Origin of the sequence: Acinetobacter rongchengensis, assembly GCF_003611475.1 — a bacterium.
Classification (GTDB): Bacteria; Pseudomonadota; Gammaproteobacteria; order Pseudomonadales; family Moraxellaceae; genus Acinetobacter; species Acinetobacter rongchengensis.
Genome location: NZ_RAXT01000020.1, coordinates 38,808 through 53,592, shown reverse-complemented (window position 1 = coordinate 53,592; position 14,785 = coordinate 38,808). Strand labels below are relative to the sequence as shown.

13 protein-coding genes are annotated in these 14,785 nt (G+C 38.5%); 4 read left to right on the top strand and 9 right to left on the bottom strand.

Annotation, left to right across the window (positions count from 1 at the left end; translation table 11 throughout):
- The first annotated feature begins 21 nt into the window (after window positions 1–21).
- Together D7V20_RS10880 and D7V20_RS10875 are read left to right on the top strand one after the other, a co-directional pair.
- Window positions 22–168, top strand: coding sequence for a helix-turn-helix domain-containing protein (locus tag D7V20_RS10880; RefSeq protein WP_213072510.1), 147 nt, complete (start codon window positions 22–24; stop codon window positions 166–168).
- 70 nt (window positions 169–238) lie between these two features.
- Window positions 239–862: a LysE family translocator gene (locus tag D7V20_RS10875; RefSeq protein WP_120384313.1), complete on the top strand. Its 624-nt coding sequence runs from the start codon at window positions 239–241 to the stop codon at window positions 860–862.
- Window positions 863–943: 81 nt separating this feature from the next.
- Here the strand turns inward: D7V20_RS10875 and D7V20_RS10870 are convergent, their stop codons facing one another.
- Together D7V20_RS10870 and D7V20_RS10865 are read right to left on the bottom strand one after the other, a co-directional pair.
- Window positions 944–4,120, bottom strand: coding sequence for an efflux RND transporter permease subunit (locus D7V20_RS10870; RefSeq protein WP_120384312.1), 3,177 nt, complete (start codon window positions 4,118–4,120; stop codon window positions 944–946).
- A 1-nt stretch (window position 4,121) separates the two neighbouring features.
- A complete protein-coding gene (locus tag D7V20_RS10865) occupies window positions 4,122–5,330 on the bottom strand; it encodes an efflux RND transporter periplasmic adaptor subunit (protein WP_120384311.1) in 1,209 nt (402 codons plus the stop codon).
- 225 nt (window positions 5,331–5,555) lie between these two features.
- Here D7V20_RS10865 and D7V20_RS10860 point away from each other — a divergent pair, with 225 nt between their 5' ends.
- Window positions 5,556–5,927 carry a DUF4345 family protein gene (locus tag D7V20_RS10860; RefSeq protein WP_120384310.1) on the top strand — a complete coding sequence of 124 codons (372 nt, stop codon included), beginning with the start codon at window positions 5,556–5,558 and terminating at the stop codon, window positions 5,925–5,927.
- Between the two features lie 262 nt (window positions 5,928–6,189).
- Here D7V20_RS10860 and dapC read toward each other — a convergent pair whose 3' ends face one another.
- The 5 genes from dapC to D7V20_RS10835 all read right to left on the bottom strand — a co-directional run bounded on the left by dapC (window position 6,190) and on the right by D7V20_RS10835 (window position 12,664).
- A complete protein-coding gene (dapC, locus tag D7V20_RS10855; RefSeq protein ID WP_120384309.1) occupies window positions 6,190–7,359 on the bottom strand; it encodes a succinyldiaminopimelate transaminase in 1,170 nt (389 codons plus the stop codon).
- A 65-nt stretch (window positions 7,360–7,424) separates the two neighbouring features.
- The gene (glnD, locus tag D7V20_RS10850) at window positions 7,425–10,091 is read right to left on the bottom strand and encodes a [protein-PII] uridylyltransferase (protein ID WP_120384308.1); all 2,667 of its coding nucleotides are present in this window, start codon (window positions 10,089–10,091) and stop codon (window positions 7,425–7,427) included.
- An 83-nt stretch (window positions 10,092–10,174) separates the two neighbouring features.
- The gene (gene purT, locus D7V20_RS10845) at window positions 10,175–11,395 is read right to left on the bottom strand and encodes a formate-dependent phosphoribosylglycinamide formyltransferase (RefSeq protein ID WP_120384307.1); all 1,221 of its coding nucleotides are present in this window, start codon (window positions 11,393–11,395) and stop codon (window positions 10,175–10,177) included.
- Window positions 11,396–11,607: 212 nt separating this feature from the next.
- Complete coding sequence (gene ygaH / locus D7V20_RS10840; RefSeq protein ID WP_120384306.1) at window positions 11,608–11,949, bottom strand: L-valine transporter subunit YgaH; 342 nt, start codon at window positions 11,947–11,949, stop codon at window positions 11,608–11,610.
- A 1-nt stretch (window position 11,950) separates the two neighbouring features.
- Window positions 11,951–12,664, bottom strand: a complete 714-nt coding sequence (locus tag D7V20_RS10835) for an AzlC family ABC transporter permease (protein ID WP_120384305.1) — start codon at window positions 12,662–12,664, stop codon at window positions 11,951–11,953.
- 126 nt (window positions 12,665–12,790) lie between these two features.
- On the opposite strand from D7V20_RS10835, the gene D7V20_RS10830 reads away from it, so the two are divergent.
- The gene (locus D7V20_RS10830) at window positions 12,791–13,273 is read left to right on the top strand and encodes a hypothetical protein (protein WP_120384304.1); all 483 of its coding nucleotides are present in this window, start codon (window positions 12,791–12,793) and stop codon (window positions 13,271–13,273) included.
- A gap of 83 nt (window positions 13,274–13,356) precedes the next feature.
- Here D7V20_RS10830 and D7V20_RS10825 read toward each other — a convergent pair whose 3' ends face one another.
- A complete protein-coding gene (locus tag D7V20_RS10825) occupies window positions 13,357–13,776 on the bottom strand; it encodes a hypothetical protein (RefSeq protein ID WP_120384303.1) in 420 nt (139 codons plus the stop codon).
- 215 nt (window positions 13,777–13,991) lie between these two features.
- Window positions 13,992–14,687, bottom strand: coding sequence for a Crp/Fnr family transcriptional regulator (locus D7V20_RS10820; protein ID WP_120384302.1), 696 nt, complete (start codon window positions 14,685–14,687; stop codon window positions 13,992–13,994).
- Between the last annotated feature and the right edge of the window lie 98 nt (window positions 14,688–14,785).

Genomic DNA, 14,785 nt, shown 5'->3' with positions numbered 1-14,785 from the left:
ATGACATTATTTCAATGAGTTATCTATTTTTGTCGTGTACAGAGCAAAAAGAATTATAATATCGCTCAATTGGCATATGAATTAGAGTTTACTGATCAAAGTCACTTTCATCGTGTTTTTAAACAATTTACAGGTGTCACACCCAAGCAATATTCAAAAAATAATTAGTTCACGCAATTTTATACAATAATTCAAAACAAAGATTATCTAAATTATTCCCAATGTAGAGGGAATGTTTATGACATTATTTTTAACAATTGCAATAACCCATTTTGTAGCATTACTTACACCTGGTGTTGATTTTTTCCTTATTCTGAAAACGTTAATGCAAAAAGGAGTAAATGCTGCAAAGCTGGTTTGTATCGGTATTGCATGTGGTAATGCCACCATATTATTCAGTATCTATTTAAGCTTATTTGTATTGGGTAAAATAGATATGAATGTTTTGTTCTATATTCAATATGTTGGGGCAATATATTTAGTCTATTTAGCATGCCAGTGTTTTTATGCCTTGTGGTTTAAAGTCCATTCCAAAGATTATTTGGATCAATCTGTTACTCTAGCTGTCAAGACTACACCTTGGAAAAGTTTGCTTCATGGTTTAAGTTCGAGTTTGTTGAACCCTAAAAATATTATGTTTTATAGTGCTTTGGTGGTTTTAATCTACCCCAAATATGATGCAATCCAAAATTTTTCCGTAAGTTTGTGGATGGTCGCTGTTGTATTATTTTGGAATTTAGGTATCGTCAAATTATTAAGTTTGGAATCTTATAGACTGTGGTTGCAGCGGAATATTCGATATTTATATTGTTTATCTGGGTTTTGTTTCTTTATATTTGCATTCATTTTAGTTTTATCATAATACTTGTTATGTGCATTTAAATAAGACAGAAAAGATGGTTAAATAACCATCTTTTCTGTAGAAAATAATAATATCTAATTTTTAAGTTTTTCCATCTATTGAAACATCCAATTTAGATTCTGACTTTCTAAAGCGATGAATTTTTTGGTTAATGTCATCAATAAATGTATATACCACAGGAATCACCAATAACGACAAGAATGTACTGGTAATTAAACCACCAATCACAGAAATCGCCATCGGTGCTCTAAAACTTGGGTCTGTACCGATACCTAAAGCAATAGGCAACATCCCTGCACCCATTGCCAATGTGGTCATAATGATCGGGCGAGCACGCTTATGACAAGCGTCCAGTAGAGCATTCATACGGGAGTAAGCTTTTTCATTTCTTGCAATAATGGCGTAGTCCACCAATAGAATAGAGTTCTTACTGGCAATTCCCATCAGCATAATCAAGCCAATCAAACTTGGCATCGAAAAACTACTTTTTGCTAGAAGTAACAGTACAAATGCACCGCCCAAAGCTAGAGGTAGAGCAACCAAAATGGTAATCGGTTGTAAGAAGTCTTTAAACAATAAAACCAAAACCACGTAAATACATAGGACACCTGTCAACATTGCCAATCCAAAACTTGCAAAAAGTTCTTGCATGACTTCAGCATCACCAATGTTGGTTCGTTTCACTGTAGGTGGAAGTTTTTGCATGGTTGGCAATTGATCGACTTTAGCTGCAATATCGCCAAGCGGTTGATCATTTAATTCAATATTAAAATTAATATTACGTAAACGGTTAAAACGGTCAATTTGAGAGGGACCACTCTCAATATTGACTTGAGCAATTGTGCCAAGCATGACAGGGCCGTGACTACCTTTCACCATTAAACGTTTAATTAAATCTTGGTCCTGACGTGCAGACAAGGGCAGTTTAATCACGACAGGAATTTGGCGTTGAGATAAGTTTAGCTTTGCTAAGTTCTGATCAAAATCACCAGCTGTGGCGATACGTAATGTTTCAGCGATATCATAAGTGGTGACGCCTAAATCTGCTGCTTTGGCGAAGTCTGGACGAATGACCAGTTCAGGGCGGATCAATGCCGCACTTGAAGTGATACTGCCAATATTTGGAATTGTGCGAATTTCACGTTCAAGTTGTCGAGCAGTCGTAATCAATGCATCAGGGTCATCACCTGAAAGTGCAATTTGGTATTGGCTATTATTGCCCGCAATTCCGACTTGGATTCTAGCGCCCGGAAGAGGTGCTAAGCGCTGTCTTATTTCATTCTCAATTTCTTGCAAACTGAGTGCGCGGTCTGAACGATCTGTGGTTTGAATCGTCAAAGTGGCTTTTCTAGGTTCGCTAGAAGCACCGCCTGCAAATGGATCTGTACCTGCAGAACCTCCACCAATCGTGGTGTAGACACTTTTTATTTCAGGGTGATCTTTAATTAAAATTCGTGCATATTCTGCCGCTTTTAAAGTATCTGCAAACTGTGAGCCGGGGGTGAGTTCAACTCTGACTTGAGTTTGTCCAGTATCGGGTGGTGGAACAAAACCTGTTGGTAGTAATGGAATCAACATCACAGAGCCAATAAAAAATGCGATTGCACTTAAAATGGTGATCCAGCGATGGTTTAAACACCACGTGACCATTCGCATATAAGTACTCATCACCCGACCATCATGCGCACGGTCATGTGCTAATCTTATTGCACCCGCATCGTGTGTGAGGTCTGTACTTTGCTCAGTAGAAATCTGATCGTTTTCAGAAAGTTGCTCTTTTTTAATCCATGGTTTGAGAATATAAGCCGACATCATTGGTGTGAGTAATCGTGCGACCAACAGCGAAGCAAAAATTGCCAAAGCAGCAGTCCAACCAAATTGCACAAAGAATTTACCAGCAATACCACTCATAAATGCAGTTGGTAAAAATACAGCAATCAATGTAAAGGTTGTTGCAATTACGGCTAGACCAATTTCATCGGCAGCTTCCATGGCAGCAGCATAGGGGGTTTTACCCATGCGTAAGTGCCGTATGATATTTTCAATTTCAACGATAGCATCATCGACTAAGATACCGACAACCAACGACAATGCCAGTAAAGTCACTGTATTGAGTGTAAAACCTAAGTAATACATGCCAATCAAAGCAGGTAATATGGACAACGGAAGTGCTGTTGCTGCGATAAGTGTTGCTCGCCAGTCACGTAAAAATAACCACACCACCAAAATGGCTAAAATTGCACCTTCATACAATAAAGACATTGAACCTTTATAATTTTCAACCACAGGATTTACAAAATTAAAGGCTTCATTAATTTTAATATCAGGGTGGCTGGCTTTGAGCTTTTCTAAAGCAGCAGTTACACCTTTTTCAACATCAACTTCACTTGCACCTTTACTCCGTGTAATTTCAAAGCCAATAACCGACTGTCCATTGAGTAATGCTGCGGAACGACGTTCTGCAATACCATCACGAATAGTTGCAACTTGATCTAGACGAATATGTCGCCCATCACTGAGTGCAATATCCATTGCACCAATTTCTGTAGCTGTTTTTACCGTTGCGATAGTGCGAATCGATTGTTCACTTCCCCCAATTTTTGTTTGACCGCCAGACGCATCTTGTTGAACTAAACGTAATTGGCGAGAAATATCGGTAGCTGTTGCATTTAAAGCCAATAATTTCTCAGGATCTAATTCGACTTCAACTTGACGCGTTACGCCACCAACCCTTGCTACAGCACCCACACCTTTAACTTGTAGCATGGCACGTGAAATGTCGTAATCTACAAACCAAGACAGCGCTTCTTCATCCATACGAGGGGATTGGATGGTATAGGTTAAAATAGGTGAACCCGAAAGGTTGATCTTGCTGACAATTGGATCACGTAAGTCAGCAGGTAGGTCTGAGCGAACTTGTGATACTGCATTGCGCACATCATCAACAGCTTCTTGTAATGGTTTTTCCAGCTGGAATTCAGCAGTAATGGTCACCACACCATCTTGAATATTGGTGTATTGATTTCTTAGACCTTGTAAAGTCGCAATTGAGTTTTCAATTTTACGGGCAACTTCAGTTTCCAGTTGCGGTGGTGCAGCACCCGGTAAAGCTGCAGTTACAGTCACCATTGGCAATTCAATATCTGGAAATTGCTGTATTTTCATCCAATGGAAACAGAGTAAACCAGCAAGTCCCAACATGATGAAAAGCAGAATACCCGGAATTGGATTTCGGATTGACCAAGCGGAGAAATTCATCTTATTTCTCCTGAGTATTTACAAGTTGCTTGCTGAGTGGTGTATCTGGAATATTGTGACCAATGCTGATGAGATCACCATCTGTTAGGAAGCCGACGCCAGATGCAACAACTTTAATATTGGTATTATTGTTTGTACTGTTACTTGGCAAATCTAGTATTTCGATACGGTCATTTAAGCGTCGTCCAACGGTTACTTTCTGTTGTGTAACACGATTATCTTTATTGACAATAAAAATATAAGAAAAACCATCACGTAACAATAACGCCGTTTGTGGGAGTGTCCAAGCAGGCTTTTCACCCAAATCAAAAGTACCTTTGACAAACATTCCCATACGTACTGCATCTGTCGTTGGAAGATCAACATAAACCAACCCATAACGTGTTTGCGGATCAATCACAGGGGCAATCATACGCACAGTACCTGTAACGGCTGGCTGTGATGGATCTGGAGAAATGATTTGAGCTTTCATTCCTTGTTTGAGTTTATATAAATCTGTTGAAGTGACTTCTGCTCGCCATTCCAAACGATCATCCCGAATCAAGCGGAACATTTCTTGCCCTGTTTGCGCCAATGATCCGACGGTCGCAGTACGAGCAGAAATCACACCATGATCAGGGGCAATAACTTGGGTCTGAGAAAGGCGCAGTTGATTACTATCAATTTGTGCTTTCGCAGCATCTAGGCGCGCATGAGCCGTATTTTGTGAGGTTTGATATTGTGTAAGTTCTTTGGCAGAAATTGCACCAGTATTTTTCAGTTGTTGAAAGCGTTTATTGTTAGCACTCGCATCTGCAAGTACGGCTTGAGCTTCTGCATAATTGGCTTTAGCTGTAGCTAAATCTGCGCGAATACTTTCACTGTTAATTTCAGCCAAAATTTGACCACGTTTAACCTGATCCCCAACATTAACATAGACTTTGCTAATTCGCTGTCCAGAAAGTTCACTGCCAATGACCACTTCTTGCCATGCAGCAATATTGCCATTGGCTGTAAAATTCTGCTTCCAGTTTTGTTGTTCTGGTTGTATCACGGTCACTGTCAAAGCAGCTTTTTGTTCTGTTGTTGTATTGTTTGAATTTTCTGACGCAGCTGTTTTGTTTGAAGCACCTGTTTTCCACAGAAGTAATCCAACAAGCAAAAGTACAATCACGATTGCCAAAATGAACCAAACTTTTTTCTTTATTTTCTTGGGAGTTTGAGAAGCCATCTTTCCATAGTCAATTTAAATTGATGACTAAGTATAGACGAAGATTTAAACGAATGGTGAAAGTGTAATTGATAATAAAGAAATTATACAAATGGGGATTTTATCGAATAAGAAAATATCGATTGTGTTGCTTTGGTACAGATATGCCTTTAAAAGAATTGACAAAAAATTATTCAAATATTAAATTAGAGTAATTACTCTAATTTAATAAAAAATATTCTCTCTATGAAAAAACTTCTTCGTTTGTTAAATGTCAGTTTCTTTGCAGGTATGGGTGTTGTGGCTTTAGTTAAGCCTACAATGATTGTAAACACTTTTGGACTAAAATATATTGATGTGGATATGCGGAATGAAGTCCGAGCAGTTTATGGTGGTTTTGGTGTTACAGTTGCAGGTCTATTGGTGGCTAGTCATCATTACCCACCAATCGAAAAAGGTATAAAACTGACAATCGCAGCGAGTTTAGTCGGTATGGCATCGGGGCGAGTGATTTCTTTCTTAATTGAAAAGCCGCAAACACAAGTGCCACTATTATTTTGTGCGTTGGAAACCGTTTTAGCCGCGACATTGATCTACAGTGTAAATGATGAGGATTAGATTCAGCTTTAAAAATAATAGTAAGTTATTTCATAGTCTAACAAATAAACAACGAGATGCAGGTGAAAGTAGTTCAATCTGTCTGATTAAAAGTATGTGAGTACATATTCATTTTATTATTATGGGGGCGTTCAGTTGGTATATACATTACTGCTCGGTGATAAACAAGTGATTCAAATACAAAACGCCCGATGAGGTGCATCGAGCGTTTTGTTGAAAATGAGTGTCAACCTATTTCAGGATTACACAATCAAAATAAAAATTATAAAATCGCTTTTAAGCGTTTAACGACTTCTTCGCATTGCGCAATATCTGCAACCAGCGCCATACGCACATGACCTTCACCCGGATTACCTTGTTCAGTATCTCGTGATAAATAGCGTCCCGGTAAAACCTTAATATTGGCTTTCTCTAACAACATCTTGGCAAAGTTTTCATCGTGATCTACTTTTAACCAATAATAAAAACCTGCATCAGGCTTTTGTAAAGGCAATAAACCACCTAACTCATTTTGAAATAAATCAAATTTGGCACGATACAGCTTACGATTTTCTTCAACATGTGTTTCATCATCCCATGCTGCAATTGAAGCCAATTGATGTTGAACTGGCATTGCCGCACCATGATAAGTGCGGAATTTTAAATAAGGTTGAAGCAAAGCAGCATCACCTGCAACAAAACCAGAGCGCATGCCGGGTAGATTAGAGCGTTTTGAAAGCGAATGAAAAACGATACAGTTTTTATAATCATCACGTCCTAACTCAGCACAGACTTCGAGTAAGCCTATAGGGGCTTCATCAAACCATAATTCTGAATAGCATTCATCAGAGGCAATCACAAAATTATATTGGTCAGAAAGAGCAATTAACTTTTTTAATTGTTCTTTTGAAAGTACTGCACCTGTAGGATTACCCGGTGTACAAACAAATAATAATGCTGTTTTTTCCCAAACCTCAGCAGGAACTGAGTCAAAATCACCTAAATAACCATTTTCTTCGGTGCAATTAATAAAATAAGGTTGAGCACCTGCTAAAAGCGTTGCACCTTCATAAATTTGATAAAAAGGATTTGGCATGACCACATAAGGTGCATCATCACGATTAATCAATGCTTGTACAAAAGAAAAAATCCCTTCACGCGTACCTGTAACAGGAAGAATATGATCATCTGCACTTATAGTATTGAGTTTAAAACGGCGGGTTAACCAATGGGCGATACTGAGCCTAAGTTCAGGTAAGCCTTTACTGTTTGGGTAAGTGGAAAGATGTTGAAAATTATCAATAATCGCTTGTTTGACAAACTCAGGTGCAGGGTGTTTTGGTTCACCAATCGATAATGGAATGAGTGGTAAATCTGCGGGTTGTACATCCTTAAAAAGTTGAGTTAACTTTTCAAAAGGGTAAGGATGTAATAAAGACAAACTCGAGTTCATGAAACAACTACCATGATATTTAAAATAAAAATATTTAAGAAAAGAATTAAAGCCAAAGATGGAACTTAACTTTGGCTAGACACTTGGTTTGATGCTTCATCCAAAGCAGCTTTCAGTTGTGCAACAAAAACTTCAGATTCAGAATCTGTTAATGGCGTACCATCTTTTTTGGTGACAAAGAAAATATCTTCTGCTTTTTCACCAAGTGTTGCAATTCTAGCGGAATGGATGTCTAAACCTTGCATCATAAATAACCCACCAATACGTGCCAATAAGCCGGGTTGGTCTAGTGTTGAAATTTCCACCATATTTTGACCTAAGGCTTCATTGAGTGTGATATCGACTGTATTTTCAATATCAAAATGGCGTAATTGGCGTGGAATACGACGTTGCATTAACCCAGGATATTTATCAGATTCACTGAGGGCTTTAACCAAGGCTGTTTTGACTGTCTCTTCACGTTCAGGATCGGTGAGTAGTGTACCAAATCGGTCTAAGACCACATACGTATCTAGACTAAAGGCTTTGGTTGCAGTGATAATTCGTGCATCTTGTACATCCAAATTCATACGATCCAAAATCGCAACAGTTGTTGCAAATAAGTTGGGCTGATCTTGAGTATAAATAAAGATTTGCACTGCATCTTGTGCTGCTTTACGGTGCGCTCGCATGAGTACTAATGGTGCGGGGTTATCACCATGCTGCAAAATAGCGCGAGTATGCCATGCAATTTCATCCGCTGACTCTTTGAGGAAGTACTCATCCCCGAGTTCTTGCCAAACTTTTTCAACTTGTTCGAGTGGAAATTCATTGACCAATACTTCACTTGCAGAAAATTTGGTATCTTCGATTAACATTTGATAATCGACAGGACGTTCTAGACCTGAACGAATCACATCACGTGCGTGTGTATACAATTGACGCATCAAAGAAGAGCGCCATGTATTCCAAAGTTTTGGATTGGTTGCATTAATATCGGCTACAGTTAAGGTGTAGAGATAATCTAAATGCTCCATATCACCTAATTTTTCAGCAAATGCCTTAACCACATCTGGGTCAGAAATATCTTTTTTCTGCGCCGTCATCGACATTAATAAGTGGTTTTGAATCAACCATGCAACTAAGTTACATTCACGTTCAGTAAAACCATGTGCTTGACAGAATTCTATCGCATCTTCTGCGCCTAGCTCACTGTGGTCTCCGCCACGACCTTTTGCAATATCGTGGAATAATGCAGCTAAAAATACGATGTCACGACGCACTAAACGTTGGAAAACTGAACTTACGACAGGGTAATCTTTAGCAAATTCAGGTTCTTTAAAACGATTTAAATTCCGAATCAGTAATAAGGTATGTGCATCAACCGTATAGATATGAAATAAATCATATTGCATGAGGCCTAAAATCTGACCAAAAGCAGGAATATAATTGCCCAATACGCCATAACGTTTCATTGCAACCATGGTTTCATATAAACGATGCGGTGAACGAATAATCGCCATGAATAAAGCTTGATTGGCTGGATTCGCCCGATAAGATTGATCGATTCGTTTTGCAGCTAAGGTCAATAATCTTAAGGTACGCGCACGAATGCCTTCAATTTCGGGACGGTTCGCCAATAAGTAGAAAATTTCTAAAATTGCACTTGGATTTTCAGAGAAAATTTTATGATGCTGAACGGCGAGTTTGCCATCAACCAATTTAAAATGTTCATTAATACTTTCGATTTTACGTTCATAGTTCGGTAAACGTGGCGTAATGACAGACTCATTAAAGTATGCTAAGAGCATTTCATTGAGTGTACTGACTTGTTGTGCAGTTCGATAGTAACGTTTCATGAACTGTTCAATTGGATAGTTTGGATGATGATCATCTTCACGGTTATAACCAAATTTTGCAGCGATATCACGTTGATAATCAAACAATAAACGATTTTCATCACGTTTTGTTAAACGATGTAAGTGATGACGAATTTCCCAAAGGAAATTTTCAGCATCTTCTAAAACACTCAGTTCAAATTCTGAAATAAAACCTAAGTGAACGAGGTCATAAATACGATTAACACGGAAATGTCGTTTGGCAATCCAACCAATTTGGTTAATATCGCGGATACCACCAGGGGCATTTTTAATGTCTGGTTCTAGATTGCTTTCTGTATTGTTATGTTGAGCATAACGACGAGCCTGCTCGTCCATTTTGGCATCAAAGAAAGTTCGATCTGTCCAAGTTTGCGAAACAATTCGTCTCGGCCATTTAATAAGATGTGGATCGCCTGTAATTAATCGAGCTTCAATGAGTGTGGTTGCAACGGTTAAATCATTGGTGGCTTGTTCAAAACACGAAGGAATTGAACGAACACTGATCCCCGGTTTGAAATTCCCCACATCCCAAAGTGATGAAATAAACGAGGTGACCTTTTTTTCTTGTGATTCGGTCAACTCATCTTTGGAAAGTACCATGATATCGACGTCAGAATACGGCAACATTTCTTGTCGTCCGTAACCACCCACGGCAAAAAGACCAAAATCCTCCTGATCAAGTTCCGCATGATTCCAAAGAAAAGTTAAAGCTTGATCGATCAAGTTTGATCGTGTGCGAATAATATCTCGAATTGGAGAACCATGATCGAAAGCCTCATTTAACTGTTGTTCGACAATACTACGCCATTGAGTAATGCCTTGAATATCGTGATTATCGTTTACATATTCCAACAGAGGAGAGGTGTTGATCATGGATATATTGTCCGAAAATGATAGGTTAATTCTTTTAGGTATTGGGCTAAAATCATTTGAATTTAGCCCACATTGCATAGCATTTATGAAATGTCAGCAGTACCTAAATGAACAGTCACTTTTGATGCAGCGTCAAAAGCAAGTTCACGTGCTTTATCTGTATTTTCAGCACGTGCAGTTGCTACGCCCATACGACGACGTTTAAAGCCTTCAGGTTTTCCAAAAAGACGTAAATCTGTATTTGGATCTTGTAATGCAAAATTTAAGCCAGAATAAGACAGATTGTTTGCATCTACACCTGCATAGATGACTGCACTTGCAGCAATACTATGGCGTTGTGTATTTACAGGTAAACCTAAAATTGCACGTGCATGTAATTCAAATTCACTTTGGAATTGCGATGCAAGCGTGACTAAACCTGTATCGTGTGGACGAGGAGATACCTCACTAAACCATACTTTATCGCCTTTTACAAACAGTTCTACACCGAAAATACCACATCCACCAAGGGCTACAGTGACTTTATTGGCAATACGTTTTGCTTCTGTCAGTGCAGCTTCGGTCATCTGTTGAGGCTGCCAGCTTTCAACATAATCGCCAGCATCTTGACGATGTCCAATCGGGTCACAATATGAGGTTTCAATTGCACCTGTTTCAGGATTTTTAGAACGGACGGTGAGCAGCGTGATTTCAAAGTCAAAATCAATTTGTGATTCGACAATGACGGTGCCTTGATTGACACGACCACCAGTTTGAGCATATTCCCATGCCGCATCAACTTCAGAAAATTCTTTAACGCGAGATTGCCCTTTACCCGACGAAGACATCACAGGTTTTACAAAGTTCGGATAACCAATGTCATCACATGCAGCACGGAAACTTTCTAAGCTGTCTGCAAAACGATATGCAGATGTCGGCAAGCCTAATTCTTCAGCTGCTAAACGACGAATACCTTCACGGTTCATGGTGAGGTTAACCGCTTTTGCGGAAGGAATGACGGTGGCAATATTTTGTTGTTCTATTTCAACAAGCACTTGAGTTGCAATGGCTTCGATTTCAGGAACAATTAAATTAGGTTTTACTTTTTCTATGAGTGCTTTTAATTCAGTAGGATCTGCCATATTTAAGGCATAAGAGAAATGCGCAACTTGCATGGCTGGTGCATTTTCATAACGATCGGCAGCGTGTACTTCAACACCAAGACGTTGTAGGGAAATGACCACTTCTTTACCTAATTCACCAGATCCCAAAAGCAAGACCTTAAAAGCTGAAGATTGAAGTGGAGTACCAATTGTAACGCTCATGCGATTCTTCCATGCTTAGAATTTATGAGGTTTAAGCATAGCAGAACTCAGGCGAGTGTTAAGAGGGAATTGAGATAAAATCTTGATATTGTCTAACAGAATATTTGATAGTCGTCTCACTTAAAAGTCGTTTGATGATCTCAGGCTTTCAATATGCTTAGCTTAGATCGGTGTTAGCATAAGTATAGACAACAACTTTTAAGTGAGTATTTTCAAACAGGTAGATAGGTATAAACCAATCCATAGGCCAAAGCGGCTGTTAAGGTCGCTAAAACAATCCGTTTAAATTTAAAATACAACCCTGTAAGGACAATAAATCCAACCAACATCGCAAGGCTTTTATTGGGTGCTTCAATCAAAGGAGGAAGTGTTGCAACGATGAGCATCGAACTGATTGCTGCAATACCAATACTACTTAAAGCGATTCTTAACCAAGTTGCACCACGCTTCTGCGTATTTTTGTGTGTTTTTTGAATTACGTAGAGTGGTCCAAAACGAGACGCAAAGTTTGCGATACCGACCAATATTCCAACCAGAATAATCTGTAAATCCATCTTAAACACTCACTTCATCATGTTGTTTGAGGACATAATATTTAAATAATCCTGCTAAAATACCCGATATAATCCCGATGAAAATAGCAGCAGACATATTGATAAAATAACAAGCGATCGCTGAAACAATTAAAGATACAGCTACAACGAAAGTATATTTTTTCTCAAATGCTGCAAGTAAAAAGCTGAGGAATAAAGCAGGAAGTAAAAAGTCTAAAGCTGCTTGTAAAAATTGAGGGAGATGACTGACTTGGTCTGCAAATAAACCACCTAACAATGAACCAAGCGCCCACGACAGCCAACTAAATAGACTCAGTCCAAGCATCCATGATTCTGACCATTCTTGGCGACGTTGTGACAGTTTAATCATACCCGCTGCAAAAACTTCGTCAGTGAGTCCCCAAGCCCAAATCGCCGTTTTCTTCATATTTAAACGGTCTTGAATTAAATTTTGTAGCGCAGGGCCATAAAGCACATGGCGAATATCTAGTGCAATCACAGTCAGTGCTGTCATCCAAATTGAAGTACCACTACCTAATAGCGCAACAACAAGGAATTGACTTGCACCTGCATACATAGAACATGATAGAAATAAAGCTTCCCATGCACTAAAACCGAATTGTGTTGCAGAAACACCAAAAGCAAAAGACACAGGTAAATATGTAAAGATAATAGATTGACTATCTTTAGCACCTTGCCAAAAACCAGCAGTCATTGCTGGGGAGTTGTGTTCAGACACGGTACACCTAAGCGAGGGAATAAAACAAAAACGAAATCAAGATTGTGTATTTTACCTGAATTTAATAGCATAGTGCCGAAATGTTTATTTAGGTGCTACTTTATGTTCGCAATTCAGTCGAAAGTTATATTGAGCATGAGTTTGATGATGAGTGCGATCATCTTGTCAGCTTGTGGAAATTCATCCACTGAACCGAAAGAAAAAGTAGAGATTAAAACAGCGCCTAAACTAACCAATGATGCAACAACATATGCCAATGAAGCTTGGAAACTGATGAACCAAGTTGATCCATTTGTATACCGTAAGCAATTGAATTTGATTCAAGAAAATGTGCGCAAACCTGTACGTAAGCTCAGTACAGACTGGCGTATCAATGTCAAAATGACTGATTCTGTGACGGAAGGGAAATATGCTTTGTGTCGCAAAGCATTGACCAGTTTAGATTCTTGGGCGAGAGCAACACTAGAAAAAGATGGGCAACTTGTCAAAACTCAACAACAATACGAACGTGATAAAGCACAGTGCAAAGATGCGATTGATCATCCGAGTTTAGGCAATACCAAAGCCAATACTAATCTTTTCTAGTTTTTGTACTTTCTTATTGATTGATTTAAAAAATGGCGAAATTCTAATTTCGCCATTTTATTTGATCATTGATTTTAGTCTGATCAAGGTTTTAAAGGATTTGTCGAAGCAGTTTTTACAGCCTTGTCTTTTGTATCTTTAGTCGCTTGTGTTTTTGTTTCTACTTTTGCCTTGGTTTGAGTTGCGGTTTTAGCTTTTGCATCCGTTTCAGCTTTCATTTTAGCGGTTGTATCAGTTTTCGCTTTTAACGCAGTGTCTTTAGACTTATCAGCGGTCGTTTTTGTTGATGTTGCTGCTTTATCTTTTGCCTTTGTCGCATCAGCTTTGGCTTTTGTTGTTTCAGTTTTTGCTTTCTGAGTTGCACCATTTGCTGCTACACATGAGCCACCTTTATGGTTTGGCCCAGTTCCACCCACCAGTGTTGTGCCTTTCGGGCATGCAAAAGCTGAAGCACTGAGTAAAGTAAAAAGTCCAGCGGTAACAAGTGTTGTGATTTTTTTCATCTTTTTCGTCTTTCGTATCATGGCATCGGTGCCTAAACAGAAATATAAATCTATTTCATGTAAAGCGGAATAGATCATTTGTATATTTTAATGATAAAAATGATTATAAATTCCAGTTGTTTAAGCCTGTTTTAATATTAACAATATTCATTTCCCAGCATTCAAAAAAGTATTCAAATATCGTGATTTATTATAAAGGCGCTAGACTAGCAAATTTACATTGCTGAATACGCCAGTGCGTGAAGCTTTTGAATATCAAGGATTTCAATTTTTCTAAAGGCAATTCTCAAAATACCTTGTTGCTCTAGTAAGTGTAATTCTTGGTTAATGGTTTGCCTTGAACACATTAGCATTTGGGCCAATTGTTCCTGTGATAGATGAATCATATGGTTTTCAATCTGCACATGATTGCCATAGCCATTCAAAATAAAAAGCAGCCGTTGAGCCAGTCTTTGACTGATGTTTAAGGTTTGAATTGCAATCAGTTCAAGAAAAGCGATCCGTAATTTTTGACTGGTTAATTGTGCAATATGAAACCAAAATTTTGGATGTTCCCTCAGTATCTCCTCAATTGCCGTACTGGAAATTTTCAGAATCGTACTTTTTTCGAGTGCAATCGCATGGTGTGAACGAGGTTGCTGATCTACTAGTGAAATTTCACCAAACCACATAATCGGTTCAGCAATTGCGGCTATGGATTCATTGCCTTCTATATCAATATAGCCTAAGCGGACTTTGCCTTGAATGACAGCATAGATTCCATCAAAAGGATCGCCATGATGAAATATGGCTTGATCACGTTCTACATATAAGTGTGTCACATGTTTGACAATAAAATCTTGAAATAGACTCGGTAGTTGTGAGTACCATACATTATTTTGTAAGACGTTGAGTTCCGTTTCCGTGAGCACATTCAATCCTTATGCTGAGTCTTAACAATCAATTATTTGTAATTGTCACTTAGCCGACAACTTACCTCGAGTTTTTTTTATATATTGAATAAAAGTAT

Bases quoted from the DNA above. Each gene is read 5' to 3' on its own strand.
- D7V20_RS10875 (WP_120384313.1), top strand. From the start codon at position 239: ATGACATTATTTTTAACAATTGCAATAACCCATTTTGTAGCATTACTT.
- D7V20_RS10870 (WP_120384312.1), bottom strand. From the start codon at position 4,120: ATGAATTTCTCCGCTTGGTCAATCCGAAATCCAATTCCGGGTATTCTG.
- D7V20_RS10865 (WP_120384311.1), bottom strand. From the start codon at position 5,330: ATGGCTTCTCAAACTCCCAAGAAAATAAAGAAAAAAGTTTGGTTCATT.
- D7V20_RS10860 (WP_120384310.1), top strand. From the start codon at position 5,556: ATGAAAAAACTTCTTCGTTTGTTAAATGTCAGTTTCTTTGCAGGTATG.
- dapC (WP_120384309.1), bottom strand. From the start codon at position 7,359: ATGAACTCGAGTTTGTCTTTATTACATCCTTACCCTTTTGAAAAGTTA.
- glnD (WP_120384308.1), bottom strand. From the start codon at position 10,091: ATGATCAACACCTCTCCTCTGTTGGAATATGTAAACGATAATCACGAT.
- purT (WP_120384307.1), bottom strand. From the start codon at position 11,395: ATGAGCGTTACAATTGGTACTCCACTTCAATCTTCAGCTTTTAAGGTC.
- ygaH (WP_120384306.1), bottom strand. From the start codon at position 11,949: ATGGATTTACAGATTATTCTGGTTGGAATATTGGTCGGTATCGCAAAC.
- D7V20_RS10835 (WP_120384305.1), bottom strand. From the start codon at position 12,664: ATGACTGCTGGTTTTTGGCAAGGTGCTAAAGATAGTCAATCTATTATC.
- D7V20_RS10830 (WP_120384304.1), top strand. From the start codon at position 12,791: ATGTTCGCAATTCAGTCGAAAGTTATATTGAGCATGAGTTTGATGATG.
- D7V20_RS10825 (WP_120384303.1), bottom strand. From the start codon at position 13,776: ATGAAAAAAATCACAACACTTGTTACCGCTGGACTTTTTACTTTACTC.